Annotated in this window: 28 protein-coding genes and 1 pseudogene; 3 read left to right on the forward strand and 26 right to left on the reverse strand. The window is 36.6% G+C overall.

The features are described from left to right. Position 1 precedes the first annotated feature (1 nt). The 3 genes from AX762_RS05070 to uvsE form a co-directional block, all read right to left on the reverse strand. Positions 2-997 (reverse strand): YeiH family protein, encoded by a 996-nt coding sequence (locus AX762_RS05070; protein WP_218162464.1) that lies wholly within the window; start codon positions 995-997, stop codon positions 2-4. A 170-nt stretch (positions 998-1,167) separates the two neighbouring features. Beyond that, entirely contained in the window at positions 1,168-1,896 is a 729-nt protein-coding gene (locus tag AX762_RS05075; protein WP_083432815.1) for a tryptophan-rich sensory protein, read from the reverse strand. Between the two features lie 18 nt (positions 1,897-1,914). Then, the gene (gene uvsE, locus AX762_RS05080; protein WP_071848078.1) at positions 1,915-3,174 is read right to left on the reverse strand and encodes a UV DNA damage repair endonuclease UvsE; all 1,260 of its coding nucleotides are present in this window, start codon (positions 3,172-3,174) and stop codon (positions 1,915-1,917) included. 154 nt (positions 3,175-3,328) lie between these two features. Here uvsE and AX762_RS12580 point away from each other — a divergent pair, with 154 nt between their 5' ends. Together AX762_RS12580 and AX762_RS05085 are read left to right on the forward strand one after the other, a co-directional pair. Next, positions 3,329-3,472 (forward strand): lmo0937 family membrane protein, encoded by a 144-nt coding sequence (locus tag AX762_RS12580; protein ID WP_143139302.1) that lies wholly within the window; start codon positions 3,329-3,331, stop codon positions 3,470-3,472. A 114-nt stretch (positions 3,473-3,586) separates the two neighbouring features. Further along, positions 3,587-4,591, forward strand: coding sequence for an EAL domain-containing protein (locus tag AX762_RS05085; protein ID WP_071848079.1), 1,005 nt, complete (start codon positions 3,587-3,589; stop codon positions 4,589-4,591). A gap of 392 nt (positions 4,592-4,983) precedes the next feature. Here AX762_RS05085 and AX762_RS05090 read toward each other — a convergent pair whose 3' ends face one another. The 15 genes and pseudogenes from AX762_RS05090 to AX762_RS05155 form a co-directional block, all read right to left on the reverse strand. After that, positions 4,984-5,289: a DUF1294 domain-containing protein gene (locus tag AX762_RS05090; RefSeq protein WP_071848080.1), complete on the reverse strand. Its 306-nt coding sequence runs from the start codon at positions 5,287-5,289 to the stop codon at positions 4,984-4,986. Between the two features lie 18 nt (positions 5,290-5,307). Then, positions 5,308-6,759: a bifunctional UDP-sugar hydrolase/5'-nucleotidase gene (locus AX762_RS05095; RefSeq protein WP_218162465.1), complete on the reverse strand. Its 1,452-nt coding sequence runs from the start codon at positions 6,757-6,759 to the stop codon at positions 5,308-5,310. Positions 6,760-6,881: 122 nt separating this feature from the next. Next, on the reverse strand, positions 6,882-7,103 hold the full coding sequence (locus AX762_RS05100; protein WP_071848081.1) for a helix-turn-helix transcriptional regulator: 222 nt from the start codon (positions 7,101-7,103) through the stop codon (positions 6,882-6,884). A 10-nt stretch (positions 7,104-7,113) separates the two neighbouring features. Next, positions 7,114-7,320, reverse strand: a pseudogene (locus tag AX762_RS05105) (DUF2975 domain-containing protein); the annotation flags it as partial. 56 nt (positions 7,321-7,376) lie between these two features. Beyond that, positions 7,377-8,690 (reverse strand): CapA family protein, encoded by a 1,314-nt coding sequence (locus AX762_RS05110; protein WP_071848082.1) that lies wholly within the window; start codon positions 8,688-8,690, stop codon positions 7,377-7,379. Then, a complete protein-coding gene (locus AX762_RS05115) occupies positions 8,680-9,549 on the reverse strand; it encodes a M15 family metallopeptidase (protein WP_071848083.1) in 870 nt (289 codons plus the stop codon). Before AX762_RS05115 ends, AX762_RS05110 begins: the two co-directional genes overlap by 11 nt. A 121-nt stretch (positions 9,550-9,670) precedes the next feature. Then, positions 9,671-10,246, reverse strand: coding sequence for a DUF4256 domain-containing protein (locus AX762_RS05120; RefSeq protein ID WP_071848084.1), 576 nt, complete (start codon positions 10,244-10,246; stop codon positions 9,671-9,673). Positions 10,247-10,251: 5 nt separating this feature from the next. Beyond that, on the reverse strand, positions 10,252-10,992 hold the full coding sequence (locus tag AX762_RS05125; RefSeq protein ID WP_071848085.1) for an alpha/beta hydrolase: 741 nt from the start codon (positions 10,990-10,992) through the stop codon (positions 10,252-10,254). An 83-nt stretch (positions 10,993-11,075) separates the two neighbouring features. Beyond that, positions 11,076-11,594: a YcxB family protein gene (locus AX762_RS05130; RefSeq protein WP_071848086.1), complete on the reverse strand. Its 519-nt coding sequence runs from the start codon at positions 11,592-11,594 to the stop codon at positions 11,076-11,078. A gap of 34 nt (positions 11,595-11,628) precedes the next feature. Continuing rightward, positions 11,629-11,994: a hypothetical protein gene (locus tag AX762_RS12385; RefSeq protein ID WP_083432819.1), complete on the reverse strand. Its 366-nt coding sequence runs from the start codon at positions 11,992-11,994 to the stop codon at positions 11,629-11,631. Positions 11,995-12,131: 137 nt separating this feature from the next. Then, positions 12,132-12,533, reverse strand: coding sequence for a hypothetical protein (locus AX762_RS12390; RefSeq protein ID WP_143139303.1), 402 nt, complete (start codon positions 12,531-12,533; stop codon positions 12,132-12,134). 224 nt (positions 12,534-12,757) lie between these two features. Beyond that, the gene (locus AX762_RS05140) at positions 12,758-12,952 is read right to left on the reverse strand and encodes a YwbE family protein (protein ID WP_071848087.1); all 195 of its coding nucleotides are present in this window, start codon (positions 12,950-12,952) and stop codon (positions 12,758-12,760) included. A gap of 215 nt (positions 12,953-13,167) precedes the next feature. Then, positions 13,168-14,019 (reverse strand): DUF6544 family protein, encoded by an 852-nt coding sequence (locus AX762_RS05145; RefSeq protein WP_071848088.1) that lies wholly within the window; start codon positions 14,017-14,019, stop codon positions 13,168-13,170. Between the two features lie 310 nt (positions 14,020-14,329). Beyond that, positions 14,330-15,643 carry a hemolysin family protein gene (locus tag AX762_RS05150; protein WP_256244447.1) on the reverse strand — a complete coding sequence of 438 codons (1,314 nt, stop codon included), beginning with the start codon at positions 15,641-15,643 and terminating at the stop codon, positions 14,330-14,332. 153 nt (positions 15,644-15,796) lie between these two features. Next, the gene (locus AX762_RS05155) at positions 15,797-17,014 is read right to left on the reverse strand and encodes an NADH:flavin oxidoreductase/NADH oxidase family protein (protein ID WP_071848090.1); all 1,218 of its coding nucleotides are present in this window, start codon (positions 17,012-17,014) and stop codon (positions 15,797-15,799) included. 344 nt (positions 17,015-17,358) lie between these two features. Here AX762_RS05155 and heR point away from each other — a divergent pair, with 344 nt between their 5' ends. Continuing rightward, entirely contained in the window at positions 17,359-18,144 is a 786-nt protein-coding gene (gene heR, locus AX762_RS05160) for a heliorhodopsin HeR (protein ID WP_071848091.1), read from the forward strand. A gap of 98 nt (positions 18,145-18,242) precedes the next feature. Here the strand turns inward: heR and AX762_RS12395 are convergent, their stop codons facing one another. From AX762_RS12395 to AX762_RS05195, 8 genes are all read right to left on the reverse strand, one after another. Then, on the reverse strand, positions 18,243-18,509 hold the full coding sequence (locus AX762_RS12395) for a 2'-5' RNA ligase family protein (protein WP_177244039.1): 267 nt from the start codon (positions 18,507-18,509) through the stop codon (positions 18,243-18,245). Then, positions 18,506-18,784: an RNA 2',3'-cyclic phosphodiesterase gene (gene thpR / locus AX762_RS12400; RefSeq protein ID WP_083432822.1), complete on the reverse strand. Its 279-nt coding sequence runs from the start codon at positions 18,782-18,784 to the stop codon at positions 18,506-18,508. Before thpR ends, AX762_RS12395 begins: the two co-directional genes overlap by 4 nt. 107 nt (positions 18,785-18,891) lie before the next feature. Next, on the reverse strand, positions 18,892-19,761 hold the full coding sequence (locus tag AX762_RS05170; protein WP_071848092.1) for an SDR family oxidoreductase: 870 nt from the start codon (positions 19,759-19,761) through the stop codon (positions 18,892-18,894). Further along, complete coding sequence (locus AX762_RS05175) at positions 19,762-20,184, reverse strand: MarR family winged helix-turn-helix transcriptional regulator (RefSeq protein WP_071848093.1); 423 nt, start codon at positions 20,182-20,184, stop codon at positions 19,762-19,764. A 230-nt stretch (positions 20,185-20,414) separates the two neighbouring features. Continuing rightward, positions 20,415-21,494 (reverse strand): ribosome small subunit-dependent GTPase A, encoded by a 1,080-nt coding sequence (gene rsgA / locus AX762_RS05180; protein ID WP_071848094.1) that lies wholly within the window; start codon positions 21,492-21,494, stop codon positions 20,415-20,417. Between the two features lie 305 nt (positions 21,495-21,799). Continuing rightward, on the reverse strand, positions 21,800-22,336 hold the full coding sequence (locus tag AX762_RS05185; RefSeq protein WP_177244040.1) for a CPBP family intramembrane glutamic endopeptidase: 537 nt from the start codon (positions 22,334-22,336) through the stop codon (positions 21,800-21,802). 361 nt (positions 22,337-22,697) lie between these two features. Continuing rightward, entirely contained in the window at positions 22,698-23,894 is a 1,197-nt protein-coding gene (locus tag AX762_RS05190; protein ID WP_071848096.1) for a nucleotide disphospho-sugar-binding domain-containing protein, read from the reverse strand. Between the two features lie 86 nt (positions 23,895-23,980). Beyond that, positions 23,981-25,096 carry a hypothetical protein gene (locus AX762_RS05195; RefSeq protein WP_071848097.1) on the reverse strand — a complete coding sequence of 372 codons (1,116 nt, stop codon included), beginning with the start codon at positions 25,094-25,096 and terminating at the stop codon, positions 23,981-23,983. Positions 25,097-25,373 lie beyond the last annotated feature (277 nt).

The following is a 25,373-nucleotide window of genomic DNA, read 5'->3' on the forward strand; positions in this document are numbered from 1 at the left end:
ATTACCCAATGATAAATAGAACAACAACATAAGAGACGATGACGACCAAAGAGGATAATATGAAACCATGTATAAAAGGTTTCCAACCGGTTTTAACAAAAACTGCCATGTTCGTTTTTAGACCAATTGCGGCTAAAGCCACAACCATCAGAAAACGACTGATAGTTTTCATTACTCCAGCAACACTCGGGCTGATTATGCCTATTGAATTTAGTAAAGCCATCAATGCGAAAACCACTATAAACCAGGGAATTAAACCCGAAAGAGAGACTTTAGCCTTTCTAAGATCAGGTTTTTTGCGTTTGTTTCTGTAATATATAGTTGAAAAGATTAAAACAGTCGGGATAATAGCTAACGTTCGTGTCAGTTTTACCATCGTTGCGACTTCACCGGCTACTTCAGAGAAAGCAAAGCTGGCAGCGACGACACTCGATGTATCGTTAATAGATGTTCCAGCCCAGTAACCGAAAAAAGTATCGCTAAGTAACAATAAACGACCGAAGATCGGATACAAGATTATCATCAACATATCAAACAAAAAGGTAGAAGAGATAGCATAAGACACATCTGCATCTTCTGCTTCAATTACCGGAGCCATCGCAGCGATAGCTGACCCTCCACAGATGGCCGTTCCGGCAGCAATCATATTACTGAGCTTCCAGTTGATTTTAAATAATTTCCCTAATACGTGTCCTCCACCAAAAGCCGTAAACAGAGTAAACAACAAGACTAAAAGGGTCTGACTTCCAACTTCTAGTATAATAGAAAAATTAAGAGAAGCGCCTAGTAATATAATTGCACCTTTCAATATTTTCTTTGAGGTATACTGCACACCTTCTTGCAATACTTCTTCATTATAATAGACTGTACGAAAAAAAATACCTAAAAACATGGCAATTACAGTCGCCCCAATATAGTGACCGGGTAATATCGTTTCTATGTAAAGTGCAATTATAGCAATGATTCCAGACAATCCAATTCCAGGTAACTTTTTCAAACTAATCTCCAAACTTTTCATCCTTCCAAACGATTCTTGAATCATTATACCATTTATTTAATTATTCTTAACTGAAAAACTAATTAAGCAAAAAGAAAAAATCTTCACTTATAGATACAGTATAATCAATACTGCTCCAAGCTATAACTGAAGATTTCGGACTACTCATTTCACTGTCTAATTCGTTTGATTCCCGTAAGAACTGATACTAAAAGATGGAAAAAAATACTTGCTCCACATACAACCGTTAGCCAGAACAACTGATAATCGGTCTCTACAATGATGCCCGTATACGCCCAGGCAAACACCAGCGGGTATAACCAGTCTCGATTGATCAGTGAAACAAATACCGCGATCATTGTCCCCATAATGAGTAAAGCAAGCGTCAACTGATATTCATCAAATCCAAATACTTCCTCGATACCCATCTCATTTATCCACGTCATGATGTTGACGAGTGTTGCTACCGTTACCCAGCCAAAATAAATAGAGAAGGGTAAACGATCAAACCAGTGAGAAGAAACGCGGGAAATATTTTTATAAATAAAAATCAAAGTAATGAGTAAAGCGATTATTATTATAACTGAAGCTAAGTACCAACCCTCTGTGAAAGCGATGATCCATAACCCATTCAAAATAAAATTAGCAATGGGCCAATAATGTACACTTTCGTATATGCGATTTTTATTATGCTTAGAAAAAATCAAGCGTACGATCCAGACGAATAATAGTAGGTAAATAATGCCCCATATCGAAAATACGTATCCAGCAGGTTGGATTATTGCAGGATCCTGATCAGCAACCATTCCCACATCTGTTGCAGTAATATAATTGACGACCAACATTAAAATGAACCACAGGCTATAAATAATACCTAATTGCTTTTTACCTCTCATCATGACAACCTCCTCAAAATTCTATAATTCAAAATATAAAGAGTATATTAAATAATCTACTTCATACTTTAATGCTAACTTATATAAGAAGCGCTTAACTCTCTCTAAGTATTTTATGTCTTCCATCAAATTCGATTTATAATCTTGATATTTTTCTTTTTCTTTGTCTGTAACTTCTTGATCAACATATCCCCAAACATGTTCCAAACTATTTATTGCCGTACTAATATTGAGATCTTGGTCAAGAGCCGCTTCAATCAACCGATAAAATGGAATAACCGGATATGATGACTTGTCTTTCAGTAGTTCTCTTATGCTGTCATAAATCGCTGGTGACCGTTCTAGTACCGTGTACTTGTATTTTGCCCATTCTTTTTCCAAGTCACTCATCTTTGGATCAGTTGTTGTCGCTAATAGGCACTTTACTGCTGATAAATTTTTATCTTTAACTTCCAACATGATATCAACCTCACACGGCTCTACATCCCGATAGAAAGTCATAAATTCATCGATTCGGATAAATTGTGAATGAGACCCTTCCCTCCCAATGAGTTGTTGCTGTGAATAATGAACTTTGGGACGTCCATCTTTCTTTTGCCACGTTTTTTTTGCTAAATTTATCCAGTAAGAATCAGGATACGTTTCACCCTCACTATTTAATGCATGATGCAAGTTGTCATATACGACCGGTGCGCCTGTTCTTTTACTGATATCCAATACATCTTTGATGGTATAAGAACGATCATCATTCTCAATAATGAGCCGGTCTTTAATTTTTTGGTCAAGTTTTTCATACACCTGGATAAATCTATCTATGGCAGCTTCTTTATCGTTATATACGCCACCGACGTGCAAGATGATCTTACTTTCTGAACCAACTCCTAATAAATCTAAGAATAGTGTATGGTAATTCAAATCATCAATCGCTCGCTCCACCACTCCTATTATTGGAGAATTCAGTACCGTGTACTGACCAGGATGCATCGAAACCCGAATACCATATCGCCTGATTTTTTCTCCAATCCGAGTAAATAAGGGTTCGAACAGAGTTGGCCAATCTAAATTATTCACTGCAGAGTCTGATCCGAACGGAATGATATCTGAACTGATCCGAAATAGTCTAATACCTACTTGATTATTGTACTCAATCATTTTCTCTAACACATTTAAGTTATGTTCAATCAGCAGTTTCAGATTCTCTTCAGTTGCGTTTATCTTGCGACACGTTTTGTAATTAGTTTCAACTAAACCTTTTGTTATACATGCATATCCTATATTCATGATTTACTCCTCTTCAGTCTTCTATTATAATCTAAGTTTACCATTCTCAATCTTTTCAAACGAATAATTAGAACTATTTATTCAATGCATATCATTAAGCGATTCAATAATAATTTGCTATAATAAAATTATCAAAGTTTAAGGAGGTTTTATTATGTTGTGGACACTTATTGGAATATTAGTTCTTTTCTGGGTTCTAGGTTTGGTTTTTGAAATCGGTGGTGGAATTATCCATATTCTGCTCGTCATTGCACTCATTGTTTTCATTTGGAATATGGTTACAGGAAGAAAAAAATAGTAAAAAAGTAGCTTAAATTTAATAAGAAGTGTTCTAGAATGATTCTAGAACACTTCTTTTATGTTTCTATAACTGTTCCTATTAGATGGTTAAATATAACAACGGAGGATGAGCATGGACTGTTTAAATTGTACTATACATAAACGTGAGTTAACCTTTAACATTCCAAAACAATTGAAAAGTTTAATTACTAAAGAATTTTCTCATGATACGTCTTCATATATCTGGAAAGAAAATATCTTACATACATCTGAAGCTGCCAGCAATGATATGGTTGATTTTTTGAGAGAAATGAATCTTACATCCGGTGTAACTTTTGCCCCCCTTCACAAAGAATGGTCGTCACTGGATACGTTTGATGACTACAGAAAAACATCATGGCTGGATGAACTTATAAAAGAGAAAAGTATAAAAATGTACTTTCAGCCTATCATCACTCAAACAGGAGAAATATACGGTTATGAGTTACTGGCACGTTTTTTTGATAAAGAAGAAGCTATTATATATCCGGATATAATTTTTCCGGCAGCTAAATTACGAGGACGGACATTTGCGCTCGACCGGTTATGTCGCATGCAGGCCGTTAAACAGATCAAACGCCTTTATGGCAATCAAAAAGCCTTCATCAATTTTATACCTACCGCTATTTATCAACCCGAATACTGTCTGAGAGCCACGACAGACTTGGCACACAGTTTGAATATAACGAGTGACCGTTTTGTATTTGAAGTCGTGGAGACTGAAAAAGTTGATGATATCGAGCATTTAAAATCAATCCTTCGCTACTATAAAAAAAATGGTTTTAGCTATGCCCTAGATGACGTGGGTTCCGGTTATAATACGCTTGATTTGTTAGGAGAATTAGAACCGCCATTCATTAAATTAGATATGGCTTTTGCCCAAGGGGTCAGTCATTCCAAAGAAAAACAACTAATAGCTAAATCGTTTTTAGAGAAAGCTCACAGTTATGGAGGCCTATGTTTAGCCGAAGGTATTGAAGACATTGCTGATTTTCACTGGTTAAAGCATCAAGGGTATGAATTGTTTCAAGGCTACCTGTTTGGCAAACCACTTCCGGATCCCCTGATAGATAAAAAAATCAATATTGGTCAATTTTAATCCATCATACTTTTTAGCTTTTCCAGGAAATCGGCTCAAATTTAATTTCTTATGGTTCGTATTTGAATAAACAATATTTACTGAAAACTAAAAACCACCTCTTTCGACTTTCGAAAGAGGCTGGTTTTTTTATCTGTGTTCCCAGTAATTTCTTATTTTAAAATTTTCTATGCTTTTAGAAACTCTTCTCAAACGTAAATAGCACATAAGTAGTCAGCGTCCACCTGTATTCTAATGACAATGTAAACATATTTCATAATATATATGTCGTAGCGATATGCTTCTATTACTAAATCAATTTTCGCCTTGCAGGTTACCACATTGATTGTAATAAAAAACACCACTCTACCCCCATCATAATTAACAAATTAGAGTGTTATTCAACATTATTTCTAAAAAAACGAGGAAATGCTTTGTCTTACAATCAAGTAAATCACACCGAGTGTTATTATTGCAGCCACAGGCAAGCTATATTTAAATAAAGCTTGCTGCGTTTTATGTCTAAATAAAGTCATGCCCAGCCAGGCGCCGATTCCTCCAAAAAGAAAAGAAGACATTAGCAATGCTTTTTCTGAAATTCGATATTTCCTTTTTATTGCACGACGTTTGTCTACGTAATAAATGCTAAATGTAAAGATATTTATACATCCGATCATTGCTAAGAGTACGCTATTTATTCCATTTACTTCATCAAACATTTTTTTCTCCATTCATTCCTATAAAAGTTCATACGTTTTATAGTAGTCTATTGAAATCGGATTGTATTTTTCCAAATAATCTTTCATACTCTGCACAGCATGTATAGATGATTCCTTCTTATTCTGACCGTATTCAGACCCAACTCCTTGGGACGTAATGTAAGCAACCTGATAGCTTTTTGTTCTGTCAACCGGTTCATCTTTGACAAATAAGGATTGGATTCTTTGTCCTTTAGGATTTTCTATTTTCAGAAATACTTTCAAGCCTAACGCACGTTTAATGAATCCGCCCATTTGTTGATAAGCATCTGAATAAACTGAACGCTCCAAATTTTCTTCTATCATATCCAAAAGTTCCTGACCAGTTATTTCTGCAGTCATAACGGGGGGGTTCATCGGTACAATATTATACAAATCATTGAGTGTCACTTGTCCCGGAACGATCGGTGCTCCGTATCGCCATCCGTTTGAAAATGCCATTTCTGCTCCTGTACTTTCAAGAATGGCAGTTAAAAGAAAATTATCCATCGTCGACTCAAGCATCGTTGCACGGTTCAAGGCCGTTTTCGTTTCACCTACAATAGTTTCCATCTCTTCTTTAAAAGGTAAGAGTTCTTGGTCAATGATTTCAGATATTCGAGCATCCGGTTTAATATCTTCTGAGACTTCGATCAATTCATGTTCAACCTGCGTTATTTTACCATCAGTTATCTCTAAATCAAGACGACCAAGAAACGAACCATGACAACCTGATTGTATCACTATTGTTTCCCCCTGGACAACAGGTTCAGTTAAACGATTGTGCGTGTGTCCACTTAAACAAACATCTATGCCTGCTACTTCTGATACTAATTTCATATCTTGAGGAAAACCCAAATGTGAAACGAGCACCACAAGATCAACCTGTTCCTGTTCTCTAAGTGTCTCGATTATTCCCGGTAATTCGTCTTTGCCTAACGTGAATCTGACACCTTCACTAAACGATGCCGGCATGGTTTTATCAACGATATTAGATGCAATCCCTATTATGCCTATTTTCAAATTTTCATATTCTTTAACTTTAAAAGGTGGAAACAGAAGCTCTTCATTTTCTATTTTATACACGTTATTCGCTAACAGTGGGAAATTCAACTCTTTTGATTTTTCAACTAACGTTTCAGGTCCATATCCAAACTCCCAGTGTAATGCCATAGCATCAATACCCAGTTCATTGATGATGGGAATGACTGCAGCCCCCTCTGTTCTTACTGCTGGCATCGTCCCGTTTAAGGTGTGCCCATTATCACAGAACAATACGTCATTGGGGCTTTCATTGCGTATTTCTTTTAAAAGTGTCGCGATACGGGCATACCCTCCAGCATTTCGATATACAAATTGACCTTCTTCAAAAAACCATTCAGGATGTAAGTTAAAGTAAGCATGCGTATCATTCATTTGAATGATTGTTAAGTTTTTCTTGTTATTTGACATGATTATTTCTCCTTTATGTTTTCGTTTACAGTTCTATGATCCATTCTATATTAAGTAAATGTGCTTAGACTGAATTGTTTGAGCTTCATTTATAACAATTATACGTAACCATAGACAATCAATTACTCTTGGTTCTCACCTTTATCAGTATACGCGAGAATGTCACCAGGTTGGCAGCTAAGAACTCGACAGATTTTATCCAGCGTTGAAAACCTTATGGCTTTTGCTTTTCCTGTTTTCAAGATGGAGATATTAACCATTGTAATCCCAACTTTATCCGAAAGTTCAGTAACGCTCATCTTTCTTTTAGCTAACATGATATCCAAATTCACTTGTATGGCCATAGCAACCTCCTTATATCGTTAAGTCATTGTCCCGTTTAATTTCAAGCGCATTTCCCATTAATTTCTGAAGGACTGCCGCAAATACTGCAATGACTGTTGGTGCAGAAATAAACATCATACCTACTATGATAACGCCCGGCGCATCGTCCACTTCTCCCACAATAAAGTACAGAGGAAAACTCAATAAATGAAGCGAGGCAATAGAAAAGGTGGAAACAGATACTTTCCTGCTTCCACCTTTTTAAAATATTAAATTAAATATTCCATAACACTTTACTCATTTTCTGAATTCGGCATATTTATTCTTTCCATTGTTTCTTCATATGACTTTCTCATACGCTCTTTATACGATTCTTGGATTGTGGTATCTTCCAAGTGTGATTCGATAGGTAATATACGGTAAGTGTAAGGAGCTCCACCAGTATCGCTGTGGCGATACATCCAAGTTGGAACAAAATCGACACTTTTTATGGTTGTTTCTCCGGTCTGTTCATTTTTTTGAATATCCACGCTGGTGATAACCCCATCTTCTGTGGGTTCAAATCCTTCACCCAACGTCTCTTTACGTTGATTTGAGTAAATGTTACCTAGGGAATAAATCACAAAGGCTTCGTTGCCATCCACTTCAATAAATTCAGCTTCATGAATCACATGCGGGTGACCACCAAAGATGATATCTACACCTTCACGGGCAAGAATCTCTGCATTTGTCGTTTGAACCTCATTAGGATCTCTTGTGTATTCATTTCCCCAATGTGTATAAGCAACGATTATATCCGGATCATGTGCTTTAGCATTTTCGATATCTTTTACCATTTGTGCTTCATCAATAATATTTATCATCGAATGAACTTCTTCAGCAGAATATTGTGCATCCAGTCCATTTGTGTGTTCAGTGTACGCAAGGATGGCAACTTTTATTCCTTTTACATCTTTAATTAAAAAACGTTCGTCTGGATCCGGTGCTGATTCATACGTTCCAACTACATCCATACCTTTACCTTTAATAACTTCAGCCGTTCTTCTCAAACCTTCGTCTCGTGTATCCAAACTATGATTATTAGATGTAACTATGGTATCAAACCCAGCGTATTTGAGCGCATCTGCCAATTCATCAGGCGCGTTAAACATCGGATACCCATTGTATGGTACCGACGGTCCAGCCAATGTGGTTTCCAAATTAGCAAGTGCCAAATCCGCTTCTTCAATAAAAGGTTTCACATCTTCAAAAACCGAATTAAAATCATACGTATCCGTTTGAGCATCGTGAGCAGCGATAAGTTGGCTCAGGTGACCCATTACGTCCCCTACTGCGGAAATACGGATATCGATGAAAGTCTCTTCAGCCTCTTGTTCAGCTTGTTCATCTGAATCAGATTCAGCTGTTTCTCCATCCTTGTTTGGTTCTTTTTCAGTAGTATTTCCTGAATCTCCTTCCATTTCCTCATTTGTCTCCGCTGTTTCCTGATCATTTTGGAACGGATTAGCCCATACATAAATGCCGGCTCCCATTAATATAACAACTAAAGCAATAATCGCAAGAATCATTGTAGTATTTTTTTTGTTTCTTCTATTATTAGATCTCAATGTTTATCCCCCTATCGATTAAATATTCTTCATAAGAAAGTCCACTCTCGTAAACATCTGTTGCTAATTCAGGACCAAGATAACGAATGTGCCATGGTTCAAAAACATATCCCGTTATATCTTCTTTACCCTCCAAATAACGGATAATAAAGCCGAACTCATGCGCGTTATCCCTAACCCAAGTACCTTCTTCAGTGTTACCAAATTCTTCAGTTAACTGAAGGCCTACACTTTCACTGGTAACATCCATGACCAGTCCCGTTTGGTGTTCACTTTCACCTGGTCGGGCACTGTATTTGTTCGCTGCTTCTTCACCGTGATTGTTAACGTAATTATTAAACAATTGAACTTGTGTCTGATATGAGCGGTAACCTGACCGCGCATGAAGAATAATACCGGAAGTTTCTGCTGTATCAAACATTTCTTTGAGCGCGTCTGCAGCAACCTGTCTCATCTGTTTTATTTCAGGATTTGGAAGTACTGTCGGTACTTCTACTGTGACTAAGTTGTCCGGTACATAATCTTCAGGTAGACTGTACTGTTTATTTACTAAAACTGAAAAACTAGCGGGTTCCAAGACATCCTCTTCTAGGTCAAGTTGTGGTCTTCCGTTGTCTACTGAGTCAGATGGCTCGCCATCTTCGTTATCTGAAGCATTCGAACCATTTGAGTCTTCATCATTTTCAATCTGATCTTCGTCATCAGGTTCTTCAGTCGTTTGTGACTCTTCGTTTTGATTAACTTCTTCTTGAGCTGTTTCATCAGGTGATGGTTCCTCTTCAGAAGTCTGTCCGCAAGCATTCAACAATAAAACACTTGATACAAGACTAGTCGTCACCATCCATTTTTTAAAAGTCATTCATAAATCTCCTTCGCTAATCTTTCTTAAGGTAAATCTCTCATATATTTTAACATGTTTCAATTACTTTTGTATAATAACAAACAAATTTGTAACAATATTTTTGAACGTTTCAGACTTTTCAGACCTTCAAGCTTCCTCTGAATCCTCTTGAGGCATAATACGATTCTGCACCATTATGATAAACAAACACACTATCATAACGCCTATCACAAAATAGTGCGCCTCCTAACTTTCTGATTTTTTCTGGTGTTTGAATCCAACTCGATGTTTTGGTATCAAATTCACCCAACTTTTGAAGTGTTCTATATTGCGTTTCATCAAGCAGTTCAACCCCTATTTCTTTAGCCATTGTTACAGCACTCGCTTCGGGTGGATATTTTTTTCTGGATTCTAAAGCTAAATCATCATAACACACTTTTCTACGGCCTGAGGGTGTTTGTTCAGAACAATCAATAAATAGTATTTCAACAGAATCAGATCCACTTTCAATAACATCGGGTTCCCCTTTGGTCTGTTCCATAGCTTGTAGGGAAATTAAAGCCTGTTCGTTTGATTCCAATTTATCTAGAACGTCATGCCATTCCATATTTTTATGCCGCTTCATATTTTTATCAAAACGTGTTTTTAAAACAGCTAACAGTTCTGATTTTTCATCTGTAGATAGCGTTCTTCTCATTTCAAACTCTTTATTCATTTTATTCACCTCTTATTATTTAAAAAATCACTGATATAATGAACGATTTCATCCTGTTGTCCTTCTCGAGAAAGATCACTCTCCATATCACCTGCTTGGAATCCATAATGACCGAAATTGGAATGATTTCCTCCATCTATCGTCACATAAGTTGTGTCCTCAGGCAATAAGTCTTTTGTCTGTTCGTACTGATCTAAATTTAAAATGGCATCATTTGAACCTGTGATGGATAGTACAGAGAGCAGTAACGCAGATAAGTCGCTGTTATCACTCGGATAAGCAGCCAGAAAAATCAATCCTTCAATTTCTTCATAATTTTCTTTTGCATAGATAGAAGCACTCGCGCCACCTAGAGAATGTCCGGCCAGCCACCACTCCTTCTCTGACGGATAAGCCACTTTAATTTTGTCAATGGCATCAATATCAAGTATAGCTAAATTGAGAGGCATTTGCGGTATAAAGACCTGATATCCCTCGTCACTTAATTCGTTAGCTAAAGGAAGATAGGCTTCTGTCTCCACTAACCCTCCTTGATATAAAACAATGTGGCCTTCAATTTCTTTAGGTGTGATGGTGATCCACCGCTCGTCTTGAGTGACGTTATCCTCTTCAAGTAGAGCTGTCGCTTCTGGCATAGCTTTATAGGTGTTCATTCTCAAAAAAATGTATCCGGAAATAATTATTAAAACAACTACAATAAACAAGCTTAATAGCCATTTTTTCCAAGAAATATACTTGATTTTCAATTTTTTTCAACCTTTCTAAGCTGATTCAGCCCATTATTATGTTATTTAAATACGGAAAAATCATGACTATCTAATTATTGTACTCACTGTTTATTTTGTGATTTCAGATTTGTTAGTTGTTCTATTTCATGCGGCGTTAAATTTCTCGTTGGAATAATTATAGCTGAAACGCTGCTATTATAAAGTAATATCAGCTCTTCGTACTGTTTTATAGTGTTAATGTTTTCTCTTTTTATTTGTACTTGTTCATCTTCACCAGTCACAGTTACGACATCCTCTTTAATCGTCATCGTCTTCTTACCAAATAATGAGGAATTGTCTCCTTCTGACAAAAGTTTTCTGGTTTGATTTAAAAGGATTTTTTTATGTTGCGTGGGGTAGTAGATCACCCACATGATAAAGAATCCTATCGCTAGTATAGACCAATATACCGATGATTGATCAAATAAAGCTGCACCCACCGAATAAATAGCCACTGCACACAAAAGCGGCAGCAAAATGCGTAAGACCCAGTATATTTTTTTCTGAGAGGGAGATTCTTCAATATGATGTAAATTAAATTCAAGAAAATCTTCTTCTAATAATTCATAATTGATTATCATTATTATCCCTGCTTTCTCTGATTTATTTGGTGAATCAATTTAATGAAAACTGTTTAAAAAGTTTGCAAATAGCTAAATCCAAATAAAGTTGCAGCGTTTCTCTGTCTCGACCAGCAGTGATTTTCAAATCCCACGAACCAGATTCCAGCTGTCCGTCAATAAGCCATTGCAGTCCTTTTTCAATGTCAGGCTGCAACGGTGAACAACCCAATAGGGATAAAGAGTACAGTACAGATATCAGGTCCGTATAACAAAACGGGTAAACAAATTGTGTCCAATGTTTTTTATCTTGCCTATCTGGGTATACGTCTCTTTTAAAAATATAAGCACTGACTAATGCTCCAGCTTCCTTAACGTCCTGTCTTTCTCTGAATAAAGGATGTACCGCAAATGCACGCAATACCACACCCGTGACCATGTAAGATGAGGGTTGATTGAAATCGGGCTGAATCGTTTCATGATAGTCATAAGAGACCCCAATATTATGTTTTCTAGTTCTGAAAGGAAGTGCCTAGCCTCCGTCATTTTGACGATTATTTAGTAACCATTCCAATGCCACAATGATTCTAGGATTCTAGGATTCTCTTTAAATCCTGCTTTAATAAGTAACTCTGCAATACCCGCGGTATAATTTGGTGTACACTGTTTATCATATATCCCTCGGAAATGCCCTTTGGCTGTTTGAACCGAAAAAAAATAGTCCGATGCTTTTTGAATTGCTGAATGAGACCGATCAAGATTGTACATCTCAACTAACTTCCCCAAATTGCGGTATGTCTGGTATTGGTCTAAATTATCCATTTGTATGTTCTTTCGGTTTTGCGGATACTTCCAATACCCTTCAGGTTGCTGCTTTTTCACTAATTGTAAAACTTCTCTTGAAGTCCAGCATGATTCGAAACTGACTTCTTCTTCCAATAAGGTATTGATAGTTTTCAACTTTAAGCATTCATTAGCACTCTTCAACAAAAGGGGGATCGGGTCATAGTTCAACTGCTGCAGCCAAGGTTAATTTAGTCTATCACTCATACGCATTCTCCTTAGGTATTTGTTGAAACAATGAATTGCTTAGTAGATGATCCTCTTGAGACTTCTTATATGCCTCTATTCTACACCAAAAAAGCACCTGTCATTTAAATAACAGATGCTTTTTGTACAATTATTTAATTCAGCACTTCTTTCACTCTGCCGACGATCCCACTTTCAAGTCTTACTTTTATTCCATGGTGATGCGACTTGGAATTGGTCAAAATATCTTTGACGACGCCTTCAGTTAATTTGCCTGAACGCTGATCCTGTTTCTGTACGACTTTCACTTTTTTACCTGGTGCGATATCTGCACGGTTTGTTCCATCCATTATCATTTTCTCCTCTTTAGTCATTACCTTTAACTTGAGCATTCTGAAGGCAATATTTTCAATTAAATTACTATCTCTCATTTATCCTACCATTAATCATTGTTTGATTATATAACTAACACGAATTGGATGGAAATACTTTTCTATGAAGCCTAATGATTTTCATAAATCAAGGGTGAGTTCACTGATTTTTCATTATAATCAACAACACTCATTTAATATATCGTTGGATTATTATACTCAATTTCCAACACTTCAAAATTAAACCAGTTAAAATCTCCTTCGTCTAATCTCCAAGTGATCTTTCCTTCAGTGGGTACTTTAATTCCTTCAAATGCTTTGTATTCACTCATGGAAATCGACCAAGTTTCTAAACTGAATTCGCCATTAAAATCACCATAACGTTCTGCTTCGAAATTTATAACTTCTCCCATTTGATTAAAGGTAAAGACGCCTGACGTAGATATCTCACCATAAGTCATCGTAGCTTTCGCGTTATTATCATCTATTTCTTTCCAGCTGATATAGTCATTTAATACAGCAGAAGGAAACCACACTGTTTCTGCAAGATATCTGAGTAACGTGCCTTGATCGATTTCTTCGCCTTTCGAATCTGCAACAGTGAATAAAGACATCGGCTTGATCAACATACTGCCTTTCCCGTTCAAATATTTATCTCTACCTGCAATGTGAATGAACGGCGCTGCTTTAATCGTGGCACTCCAAATAAATCCAGGTTCTTTAGAAGTGAAGTATTGCTTCGCCTCAACTGCCATCCATTGACCATCAGCTTCCATTCTCATTTCTGCTTGCTGTTTTAAACGGCCAGAGACTATTTTTTCTCTTCCGATAACACCGCTATATTGAAGCCACTTTTGTACACTTGTTGGTAAATCGATGATGTCTTCTTCTGTAACAACTTCACTTTTATTGTCTACATTATCAAAAAGTTGTTCGACTTCAGCTCTTACATTTCGTTTAAAGAGAGTGTTGGCTACTATAGAACTTGCTACAATTACTCCCAAAAGTACAACCAGACTGAGTAGCACTCGTTTTAGCAGTGACATGATTTACAACCTCCATTCAGCACTATACCAAATAACAGGACTTTTAATGACTAGTTACACCAATACCACACACATGTTACATAACAATACTTCAATTTTTAAAGGTCGTTACATTTTATACCTCCGATCATTCCACCATCAATGAAAAAAACTTATAATTGATTACCCTGATACTTAATACACTTATTTGTTTTAAGTATTAACATAACAAGTCTAAAAAAAAAAATTATATGAACAAAAGAGCTGAACTCATAAGTTAGTTCAGCTCTTTGAGAAAGAATTGCTATCTATCATTATATTTTAGAGTGTTTTATTCATTCGACTCGCCTACTGTAATCAATACCGTTTCGATACGGTTTTCGTTGATATCTTCCACTTCAAACGTCAGATGCTGATACCTAACTTTAGCTTTATCTTCTTTCATGGGAACATGTCCTAATTCATTGATCAAAAACCCTCTAACAGTATCAAACTCATCCGTTGGAAAACTCATATTGAACATATGTTCTAAATCACGCAGTCGGTAAGTCCCAATTACCCTGTATTGATTATCAGATAGCTTTTTCATTTCGTCATCATGGACTCCTGGTTCAATACTTTCACTCGTAATTTCGCCTACGATTTCTTCGATGACATCTTCAAGCGTAATCAGTCCTTGGGTACCAGCAAATTCATCCAGTACTATAGCCAAGTGCGTATTCTCTTTACGCATTATTGCAAATAATTTATCGATGGTCTGCGAATCCTGTACGAAATGAGGGGAACGCATGACGTCCTTAAGTATAAATGATGCACCATTATCTTTTCTCATATATTGAAATAAATCTTTCACATGCAATACTCCAACAATGTTGTCAATATGTTCTTCATAAACGGGAAAACGTGTGTACTGATACTTATTAACTAGCTTAAGGATGTCATCCAAGCTTGAATCAACTGCTAAGACAACCATATCTGTCCGGTGCGTGATTATGTTAGAAGCTGTCGTATCATTAAATTCGAATATATTCTCAATCATCACTCTTTCCCCTGGGTGAATCGTTCCTCTTTCCCGACCCAGATCAACCAGCAACCTTATATCTTCTTCAGTTGCCTCTTCATTTTCGGCATTTGGATCGGCACCGAACAATTTAAAGATGAGTTTAATTGAAAAGGTCAAAAATCTGACAATAGGTGCACTTATTTTTGCCAGCAGTGACACTGGACCCACAGCGATGTTAGCAATGGCTTCGGCTTTTTGCATGGCCAGTTGTTTGGGTACCAGTTCACCAAAAACTAAGGTGAAATAAGATAGTATCACAGTGATCAGCACGACTGAAATTGTACTTAGCGTGTTTATTGAAAGGGGCACGCCTAAATCATTCAGAGCTTGTGCCATTGGATCAGCAAAAAAATCAGCAGCAAACGCACTGGATAGAAATCCGGCGAGCGTGATACCTATCTGAATCGTACTCAAGAACAGACTTGGTCTAGAAATGAGATTATATAATTTCTGGGCTTTTTTATCTCCGTTATCTGCCAGACGTTTAACTTTATTATCATTCAAGTTAACAAATGCCAACTCGGATGCTGCGAAAAAACCATTAACTAAAATTAATACTATGAGTGTTAATATTGCTATCACCAATTATTTTTCCTCCATACAATGCTGTGTTTATTTTGAAATAAGTCTATCATACCAAAAATGATTGTCAATTGAAGCCTGCTTTTTGAAATGTACATTATTAATAAAGGAAGATGAAATGTCAGTCCGATCATTTATTATTGTTTCGCTTTTTTAGCGTCTAGGTAATAGACCATTCAATCCATGTGATTTCAGAGTATGAAAAAGCGGACGCCAGGCGTTACGATGCTGTTTAACTTCTTTCCCTTCTGCAATACGTAACATTTGCTGTTCATAGTAACTGATTCCTACGAGAGATCCGACTTTTTCATCCAAGAATTTACTCCCCGTCGTTAACCTCGGTGTATCAACATTTCTTAGTTCTCCTGTAAACATTTGATTAGGCAAATTTGGCATTAACGCCAACGGACGAGCCAAACCAATCATGGATGTTTTATTCTGAAGTAACGCTTCTTCCATACTATTTAATGACCTGAACCCGCCCGTGACGACCACAGGTATATCGATTAATGCTTTTAATCTCTCTGCATAATTTATAAAAAATATTTCTTCTTTTCCTTCTTCCGTCTCTTTAAACATCTTGGGATTTTCGTAATTCCCACCAGAAATTTCAATTAAATCGATCCCTAAATCGGTCAACTTCTCTGCCACTTGAAGTGATTCTGCTTCACTAAAACCGCCATCATTAAAATCAGAAGCATTCATCTTTATGCTTATAGGAAAATCTGGACCTAACATCCTTCTCATTCCCGTGTATATCTCAACTAAAAATCTCATTCGATTTTCCAGTGATCCGCCATATTCATCTATTCGCTGGTTTGCATGAGAAGACAAAAATTGACTGACCAGATAGCCATGGGCGCCATGTATTTGGACTCCTTTAAACCCCGCTTTTTTTGCAATTTGTGCTGTTTTGATGAATCGCTCTACCAGTTCTTTTATTTCTTCTGTAGTTAGCGCTCTTGGCTTACTAAATAATTGCTTGGAATAATTACTCAATCGAATCGCACTAGGGGCCACAGGTTCTTTTGAAAGAGACCGAGGTGATTGTCTACCAGGATGATTGATCTGCATCCATAGCTGTGTATTATTTTCACTTCCTGCTTGGGCCCATTGCTTCAGCCTGTCAAGATCTCGCTCATCTTCAATAACGACATTACCTGGTTCGCCTAAAGCCTTTCGGTCTACCATGACGTTTCCTGTGACCACAATACCTGAACCACCTCTGGCCCAAGCTTGATATAACTTGTTATGTAATTCGGTCGGTTGATTTTGACGATTCGCCATTATCTCACTCATCGCAGATTTTAGAAACCGATTTTTAATTCGCGTTCCATTTGGAAGTGTTAATTCCTCAAATACGTTCAACATCTTCTTTTCGCTCCTTAAGCAGATTGGGTGTTTCAAGTTCAGTGTATCTTCAACGGTATATTATTGATTTGAGAGGCATTTGAAATGATACTAGTCATTACTAATATAGCACAGATTATTCTGGATTTTGTGAATGGATAACTTTTAATACATATTCAGTTGCATAAAAAAGACTTAAATATCCTTTTGTGATAGAATATATTTAATAATAAAATGTACTACTGTTTATAATACTCACCATAATTTCATTTTGACAGTTTAGTAGAGGGGGGGATGCGTCAAAACAAGTCCGAAAGATATTTCCATACTATTGTATCATATTATATGAAAGGAAGGTGTTCATTATGTCCAAAGAAACAACCCTTAAGTCACTGAAAAAATTTAATACAGTGATGGGATTTTTACATCTTGTACAAGGATTCTTAATGTTAGGTTTTGCCATTTTTATTGAAAGGATAGCGGATTTCACAATACCCGTGATGTCCAATTTCCTCATGTTTGATGAAACACAAATGCGACTCGTCACCGAAACCAATCAACTTTTCGACGTTCCATTTGGTATAGCGGTCTCTTTATTCTTATTTATTTCTGCTCTTGCTCATTTCATAATTATTAGTCCATGGGGAAATCCTATTTATAACCGTGATTTAAAAAAGGGGATCAATAAATTCCGTTGGTACGAATACTCGATCAGCTCTTCATTGATGATTGTACTCATTGCACTCTTATTTGGAGTCTACGATATCGGGGCACTTATTTTAATTGTAGCAGCAAATGCTTCCATGAATCTATTCGGGTTAGACATGGAAGAAATAAATCAGTATACGGAAAAAACGAATTGGAAACCGTTTGTTTTCGGCAGTGTTGCCGGTTTGGCTCCGTGGGTCGTCATCCTACTTTATGCATTCGGTAACTCAAACCCGGCAGAAGTGCCCTGGTTTGTTTATGCCCTTGCAGGCAGCTATTTTGCCTTTTTCAACCTGTTTCCAATCAATATGATCTTACAATATAAAAAAATAGGTAAATGGAACAATTACCTTTATGGAGAAAAGGGTTATATCGTTTTAAGCCTTGTAGCAAAATCAGTATTAGCCTGGTTGGCTTTCGGAGGAGTCATGCAACCTCAGTAAGTAAACATTTAAAAAAGGCGCTAGTTTAAACTAGCGCCTTTTTTGCGTTTAAAGTTATATATTAAAACCGAAAGCCTTATTATTTCTACTCTGAATTCTTATATTGATTTATTATAGATTGCTCTATAAACCAATTCACCGTCGATTCGTGTACTTTCCATTAAAGAAATACTTCCGGCTATTATTTCTGAATGAGGCACACTCACTTCTTCTTTGACGATTTCAAACGGTTTGTCTAATGATGCCTGGCGTACCAGTGTGATATGTGGCTTATATTCACGCTCTTCTTTTGTGAATCCTGCTTTTTCCAGTTCACCCTCCAGGTCTCGCTTGAGCTCGTTTAAAGAATCTAACTGTCCCTTCACTCCTGCCCAAATAATTTCTTTTTTTTTCTGGGGAAATGTCCTAAAGTATCTAGACACAATGTAAATTTTTTCGCTTTTGAAGTTGTTTCATCGATGGCCTGTTTCAGTCCGTTTATTTCTTCCTGGTCAACGTCTCCAATATACCGCAGTGTTACATGAAAATTATTCTTTGTAGTGAAGTTCCCTTTGTTCACATAGTTTTTTATCATATCTTGTGTGCTGTTCAGCTGTCTTTTTGTTTGCTCGTCAATCTCTATGGCAATGAATACCCTCATGTAGACACCTACTTGTTTTATTTCATTTTTTTCTTGATCGTTACTACCGTATCTGTGAAAGCTGAATTATTCCCGTCAGCATAAACACGAAATCACTTATTTGACTATTACTTTTCTTTTCCATCCATAAAGGAGTCGATATTATCAGCTGCAAATTCTTTAAATGAGTGTGGCGGTCTGCCAGTTAACTGTTCAAATTCGTTTGTTACCATTTTTGAAGCCCCCATCCTTGTCATAAAATAAAGGGCTATCGTTACATTCACGTATTGTTTATCCAGCCCTCTTATATTGACATAATACAGCCAATACTTTATAAAACTTGGATTCCTATATATGATATTCCTCTCAGTCGCTTGACTTAATATTTCTGCTATATCGAAATAACTGAGCGACTCTGGTCCGGTTATAGTATAAGTCGTATTTTTATACTTCTCAGCTTCATGTAAAACAGTTGCTACCGATAAACCGATATCTTTAGCATCAATAAAACTCGTCTTGCTCTTACCGGCAGGAATTAATATTTCATTGTTTTCTATTATCTCCTTGGAATGAACACCGGACAGATTTTGCATAAAAAAGCCCGGTCTTATATGTGAATAGGGAATCCCTGATCTCTCAATAAGCTTTTCGATCTTATGATGAGGCGGAATCGGATTCTTTTCGATGCCCATTAAAGAAAGGAAACACACCAACTTAACGTCGCATGATTTCATATGATCTATGAATGGATATAAATCTTCCGGGTTTCCGAGATGTGGCGGTCTCATCAGGAATACTCTGTCAACATTCTGTAATGCATTTTTGAATGTTTCCGGCTTTTTGAAATCCAAAATCACGGTATCGATTTCGTTTCCAAACAATTTAAAAAGTTTAGATTCATCAGTTCCTGCAGCAACAACCTCTTCGCCCATGTTTCTTAATTCTTCAACAACGTATCTTCCAACATTGCCAGATGCGCCTGTAACTAAACTTTTCATTTACTTCCCCTTTTCCAATATATCATTGGCTAACTGCATTGATTCAATGAACTGATGAAATTTATCTTTACCCATATTGTCTCGAAGCAATTCAATCGACTTATAATAGTCATTGAACGTTGATTCAACAAGTTTATTCCCTTTACCCGTTATATTCAAAACATAGCTTCTTTTATCCGCCACTGACTGTTCCTTTAATACATACTCTTTTTTCACAAGTGCATTTACCATAGAGGTTACCGAAGGTTTGGTGATTTTAAAAAACTGGCTGATATTCATTGGCGTCGCTGCAGACTCTTGTTTTTGTATGAAAATAAGCACACCCATCTCGCTAGATCTAATGGGAATGTCGGGTTTCGTAGTCAATTGCAACCGACAAAACAGACTTATTATATCCGCACTATCTATAAGCATATTATTCATTTCAGCCTCCAATCATACAGCCATATAGTTAGTTTGGCTAACTATATTTTAAGGCTCTTTCTTTCGTTTGTCAACCGACTACAGAAAAATGTGAAGATGAATTTATTACTAATCTCAGCTTTACAACAACTCACTCTATCGTCTAACGAGACTCATTTTTATTGTTTTATATAATAAAAGACTGGGAAGTTAGATGTGACGATCTAACTTCCCAGTTCGTTTTTATTTAATCATCTTTCTCTATTACCCTTTTCAATAAACTTTCTAGCTTTTTTCATACCGCCTACTTCTTTAAACATCTCATTTAACTTTTCTGTTTCAATTTGCTTAGCATTTAACCCCTCGTACTTTGCCTCTTTTTTTAATTTTAAATAGCTGGCAAATCTTTCCTCAGTAAGTTCACCTTCACGAATAGCTTTTTTCACTGCACAGCCTGGTTCACTCATATGTGAGCAGTCATTGAATTTACATTCAGCTGCTAATGTATCAATATCGGAAAAAGTTCTCGATAAATTAGCACTTTCAAGACCTATCTCTCTCATTCCCGGAGTGTCAATAACTACTCCGCCGTTTGGGAGTATGATAATTTCTCGACGGGTAGTCGTATGCCTACCTTTATCGTCATTTCTAAGTTCATTTGTTTTAATGGTATTTTTACCTGTCAGTTTGTTAATTAACGTCGATTTTCCAACACCCGACGAACCTAAAAAGGCGACGGTTTTTCCAACGCCAAAATACTTTTGGACAGATGAATGTCCATCAACATCGACACTAGATGTGACCAGCACATCAACTCCACAGGTAACGGTTTCTAACTTTAAGAGTTTTTGTTTGAGGTTATCACACAAATCAGCTTTTGTTAGCACGATTACCGGAGTTGCTCCGCTATCCCAGGTAATGCCAAGATAACGCTCTATTCTTCGCAGATTAAAATCCTTGTTTAACGACATACAAATAAAAACAGTATCAATGTTTGCAGCTATGATTTGTTCGTCATGCGATGTTCCCGAAGCTTTTCTGATAAAGGCACTTTTTCTCGTTAGCACTTTGTGAATAATTGCGTTCCCACTGGCATCTTCATTTCGGTCAAGCATGACAAAATCGCCTACTGCCGGGTAATCAGACGAATCAACCACATCATAACGAAACTTTCCGGAAATTTGTGCCAACAGATCAACATTCTCTGTTGCAACTTTATATACGTCTTTAGATTGAGAAATCACTCTTCCGATATAGAGATTTATATATGAAGTGGCCTCTTTCACGAATTTTGCATCAAGACCTAAGTTTTCCATGTCTATTTCACTCAATTATTTTCCTCCTAAGCTTTTTTATAAGCAACTTATGAGAGGTTATTACAACAAATTATTTTGTCTCTACCTCCCTGTTGATTACATTCTCCAAAAATCTATTGTCTGACATGCAAAACACTCCTTTTCATTCTAATATTTAATGTAAATTTTAATGATTATTCCATTCAACTCGAATTATAGGTGTACTGAATTCTAAAGTCAAAGTTATTTAAAGACAGATGTATACCATCTGGATTACTACACTGCTATATCACATATCGCTTTGTTTTTGTCATCATTACTATGGATTGATACATTTGATTTCAGCTATTTAAAAGCATCACAATGGTCCCACCCAGTGTATTTACAACCAAATGAGCCACAATGATAATCGTGGTGTTATGGAACTTTTGTGCCACAAACGCTGCAGCTAGTGCGCCTGGCAGGAGAGAGATTAGGTTCCACCACCAAAAGACATGAAATAACGTCCACAAGAGCCCGTGAATAGCCCAAGTATATTGACCGTGAGCTAATTCTTGCCTTGGTAGTATATAACCTCTCCACCAAAACTCTTCTCCAAAGATATTAAAGAATAAAAAGAATAATTGAAAGACAATTAGTATCACTATAGGTGTCATCTCAAATTCGGACGGTATGCCATTTATTATTACTCGAGGATCCAGCGTAGACGGCAGGTAGTCAGGAGGATTAAATCTGACAGTATCAAGCAGCCATTTCTGAGTAGGCAATAAAAGAAAATTTCCAAAGACCATGAATAAGGACAATCCAATCGTCCATAACCATTCCATTTTTCTTAAAGGCGCCAGTCGGAATCTCTCCCTGATTGTCTTCCAATTCAACTTGTAGCCATCCATTTTTAGCGCTACAAACGATGCAATGAATAATAAACAAACGGGTCCCATTAAGGTTACAGAATAATTTGATATCGGGTTTACTCCAGCCTCGCCCAATAAGGGCATAACTATATAGATACTGAAGCAAAAAATAGCAGTGGGTATACCAAAAAATAACAAGGACTCCCATAATGGCATTGGCTTAAGAGGTTTTTTAACATTCATATGCTAATTCCTCCTTTTTCTCTTCGCCTCTTACTGTATTTGATTATTACAGTCACTCAATGAATTTTCAGCTTGCTATCACAAGTGAAAGCTACTTGTGATTTCAATAAAGTTAACCGATACTGAACCGTGTAGCTTTTTTTTAAATGTTCTCTTCAACAATCCTTCGAATAATTTCCGTTGTATTGACTCGTTCTAAAATAGTTTTAGCTTCTGTAGCCTTTTCTTGATAGCATTTATTGTCTCTGATTTCATTTATAGCTTCCTGAAGTCCCATAGCATTTATTTTTTTCTTGTTTAATTGTATGGCATTACCAAAATCTTTGTAAAGTAGAATGTTCAATTCCTGTTCCGGCTGCATTCCTATTCCCACGAAAGGAACACCAGCGGTTACCGTGGTTTGAACGGTTCCTTGTCCCCCATGTATTACGGCCATGTCAACTTTCCCTGTCACTTCTAGAGCTGGTAGCCAATCTGTCACATAGACATTTCCAGGTACATGATCTCCTTCTTTGAGGTGAGACTTGATAGGGGCAATAACCACCACATCCAAGTTTTCAAATGCCCGGAGCACATTCAATAAAACAGTCCTATTCGCTGAACTTCCCATGGCAAAGAATATTTTCGTTTTATTTGATTCAGCAAGCAGTTTCTCAACTTCGTTTGGTATTTCCTTATCAAGATGAGCAAACAGAGGACCTGAGAAATACCAATTATCTGGCAGCTTCTTTAATAAGCTCAGTTTCTGTGTTTCAGCCACAATATTGATATCGCCTTCCCAAAATTCAAAAATACTTTTCGGTTTATTTAATTCAAAATCTCTAGCAACTTTTCGGAAGTTTGTTAACAAAAGTGGAACATTCAAAAGCACCACTGCAGCAAATTTATTCAGCCACTTAGGATAAAAAGGACTGATTGGAAGACCAGCTTTTAAATAAGGGCGTGATAAGGCTAAAGGAATCACGTTGAAAAGTTTTGTATTGGTCAATCGACAAGATATAGAAAAAGTTAAAACAGAACCCAGAAATGCTGCTTTGGGTTGAAGTATTGCGATAAGCTGGATCTCATTATTGATTCTGTGAACCAGTTCCGCATATGTCCAGGGTTGCTTGAATGTTTCTCCACGATCGACTTTCCATAAGTGTTCGATTTTTTCTTCATCTTCGACGGGTTCAAGGTGGTGAAGTGTGAATCCCGCTTCTTCAACCAGCGACTCAAATTGCCCGCCGTATGCGAAAAAATGACACTCATACTTGTCTTTTAGAACCTTTGCAATTTCTATCATTCTTGTCGTTTCAGCAATGTTCCATCCAACGATACCAAATAATATTTTCTCCATAGTACTACTCCTCGCATTATCTGTTTATAGTTAATAATTAAAGTTAATAGGCTGAGATATTCTTTGATACAGTTAAACACTCATAGTTAGTCTTTTTTATAGAATTTATTTTCATTTATTCTCTTCCACTCAGACTCGATGAAAAAAAGTTGCTGTTCATTTTCTTTAATATATCCTGTCCATTCATATGTTTTAGGCCAGTTTTTAAAAATCTTCCCAACACTATATAAAAATTTCAAAGACATTTTCTTAGGAATCGGCATCCATCCATTGGAAGGATGCAATTTAACCTGCGTGACGCTTCCCTTTTTCTCAACTTTATAAATACCGCCTATGCTTCCGGAAGACGGATGGGCCGTGATCGCAAACTCGCCTTCTATAACATCCTTATCCTCAAGCGTTATAATATTTGGGAAGGACGGATCAAATGTCAGAGTAACAGGATAGACAGGATTTCTGCGTGTGATTGTTTTAATGGACGGTAGATAATCGGTCCACTTCATTTCAATGTCACAGTCATTTGTTTTTATCTTTTTTTCCAAATGGGTGGTTTTTAGTAGTTTGATTTCTTCATTTTTCTCAGGATTGATTTTCACTATAAGTGGCTTGGGACTGTATCGAGAGTAAAGCATCCGTCTTCCATCCATCGGCACTGGCAATTCATCAGGTTTATGTGATCTACCATTTATAGAGATGCGGATATCAGTCTGCTTTTTTCGGACAAAGTAAAAATCATAAAGTAAAATCAACGGAAGTGCTGACGGATTTTCTGCTGCTTCTCCCATTGGAGCGAGCAGACTGAACGGCTTACGTTTACTTTTGTTAAATTCTTTGATTTCAATTAAAATCTCTCTGTCAAAAATATCCTTGAATTGGTAAAAAGCTTGAACCCCCTCATTATTCACTTCATAGTAGGCACCAGTTAATTCTCTTTCTATCATATTGGCTAGTCCCTTACCGGCAATATCGTATTTTTTTGGATCCAGTTTTAAAGTCGGCTGATGATAGACATCAACCTTACCATCTTTTCTCCATCCAAGTATCAGATGTCCCCTGCCGTTTTCTCCCTCTTCGAATACTTGCGGTTCGAATCCAAGATACGTATCATCGGGATCTTTTTCAAAATTGATTAACAGCAATTTTTCCATAGGATCAATATCTATTTGAAAAGGATTCAATAAATAGTTCGATTTGTCTTCCATACAATCACACCCCTTATAACGTTATTCAAGATATTGTTAGACATTATTGAAAATCGCTTTATTAAAGAGCTGAAATATCAGAAATTCTATCGGATATTATCATTTAAATAAACTCTTTTTTTAAAATTGTACCTAAATCCTTTTTATGCTAATTATCTATCCATATTGTTATTGGCTGCTTTTTCCTGTATTTGTGTATTTAAGTCTTGATCCAGTATTGTAATAAATATCGTATATTTCCATCCGTTCCCATCTAACATAAGTTAAGAGTTTACTA

It is taken from the genome of Alkalibacterium sp. 20, assembly GCF_001885615.1.
In the GTDB taxonomy this organism is placed as follows: Bacteria; Bacillota; Bacilli; order Lactobacillales; family Carnobacteriaceae_A; genus Alkalibacterium.

Bases quoted from the DNA above. Each gene is read 5' to 3' on its own strand.
- AX762_RS05075 (WP_083432815.1), bottom strand. From the start codon at position 1,896: ATGATGAGAGGTAAAAAGCAATTAGGTATTATTTATAGCCTGTGGTTC.
- uvsE (WP_071848078.1), bottom strand. From the start codon at position 3,174: ATGAATATAGGATATGCATGTATAACAAAAGGTTTAGTTGAAACTAAT.
- AX762_RS12580 (WP_143139302.1), top strand. From the start codon at position 3,329: ATGTTGTGGACACTTATTGGAATATTAGTTCTTTTCTGGGTTCTAGGT.
- AX762_RS05085 (WP_071848079.1), top strand. From the start codon at position 3,587: ATGGACTGTTTAAATTGTACTATACATAAACGTGAGTTAACCTTTAAC.
- AX762_RS05090 (WP_071848080.1), bottom strand. From the start codon at position 5,289: ATGTTTGATGAAGTAAATGGAATAAATAGCGTACTCTTAGCAATGATC.
- AX762_RS05095 (WP_218162465.1), bottom strand. From the start codon at position 6,759: ATGTCAAATAACAAGAAAAACTTAACAATCATTCAAATGAATGATACG.
- AX762_RS05100 (WP_071848081.1), bottom strand. From the start codon at position 7,103: ATGGCCATACAAGTGAATTTGGATATCATGTTAGCTAAAAGAAAGATG.
- AX762_RS05115 (WP_071848083.1), bottom strand. From the start codon at position 9,549: ATGACTTTTAAAAAATGGATGGTGACGACTAGTCTTGTATCAAGTGTT.
- AX762_RS05120 (WP_071848084.1), bottom strand. From the start codon at position 10,246: ATGAATAAAGAGTTTGAAATGAGAAGAACGCTATCTACAGATGAAAAA.
- AX762_RS05130 (WP_071848086.1), bottom strand. From the start codon at position 11,594: ATGATAATCAATTATGAATTATTAGAAGAAGATTTTCTTGAATTTAAT.
- AX762_RS05140 (WP_071848087.1), bottom strand. From the start codon at position 12,952: ATGGATGGAACAAACCGTGCAGATATCGCACCAGGTAAAAAAGTGAAA.
- AX762_RS05145 (WP_071848088.1), bottom strand. From the start codon at position 14,019: ATGTCACTGCTAAAACGAGTGCTACTCAGTCTGGTTGTACTTTTGGGA.
- AX762_RS05155 (WP_071848090.1), bottom strand. From the start codon at position 17,014: ATGTTGAACGTATTTGAGGAATTAACACTTCCAAATGGAACGCGAATT.
- heR (WP_071848091.1), top strand. From the start codon at position 17,359: ATGTCCAAAGAAACAACCCTTAAGTCACTGAAAAAATTTAATACAGTG.
- thpR (WP_083432822.1), bottom strand. From the start codon at position 18,784: ATGAGGGTATTCATTGCCATAGAGATTGACGAGCAAACAAAAAGACAG.
- AX762_RS05170 (WP_071848092.1), bottom strand. From the start codon at position 19,761: ATGAAAAGTTTAGTTACAGGCGCATCTGGCAATGTTGGAAGATACGTT.
- AX762_RS05175 (WP_071848093.1), bottom strand. From the start codon at position 20,184: ATGAATAATATGCTTATAGATAGTGCGGATATAATAAGTCTGTTTTGT.
- AX762_RS05190 (WP_071848096.1), bottom strand. From the start codon at position 23,894: ATGGAGAAAATATTATTTGGTATCGTTGGATGGAACATTGCTGAAACG.
- AX762_RS05195 (WP_071848097.1), bottom strand. From the start codon at position 25,096: ATGGAAGACAAATCGAACTATTTATTGAATCCTTTTCAAATAGATATT.